The following is a 384-nucleotide window of genomic DNA, read 5'->3' as shown; positions in this document are numbered from 1 at the left end:
CGGTGTTCGAGCAGGCGCAGGAAGCGATATGCCTCGTCGAGCGAGGCGCCGTCGGCGCGGCCGACGTAGCCTTCCGTGGACAGCGCGCCGAGCGCGTGGAGAGTCGAGCCGCTGCGCAGCGAGGCGTCGGCGCGGCCGTGCACGAGCTGGAGGAGCTGGACGGCGAATTCGATGTCGCGCAGGCCGCCGGGCCCGAGCTTGAGTTCGCGTTCGACTTCGCCGTGCGGGATGGAGTCGACGACGCGGCGGCGCATGGCCTGGACGTCGGGCACGAAGTTGTCGCGCTGCGCGGCGGTCCACACGAGCGGGGCGATGCTGTCCGCGTAGCGCTTGCCGAGGGCGAGGTCGCCGGCCACCGGGCGGGCCTTGAGGAGGGCTTGGAAC

At 72.7% G+C, this 384-nt stretch carries 1 protein-coding gene; it reads right to left on the bottom strand.

Going from position 1 to position 384, the window contains the following annotated elements:
- A partial coding sequence (locus tag AC1DSF_RS31285; protein WP_478184194.1) for a [protein-PII] uridylyltransferase family protein occupies positions 1–384 on the bottom strand: 384 nt, incomplete at both ends.

The sequence above is a fragment of the Variovorax sp. 01N429 genome (assembly GCF_056399425.1).
The sequence above is the reverse complement of the archived record's forward strand: the minus strand, read 5'-3'. Positions and strand labels throughout refer to the sequence as shown.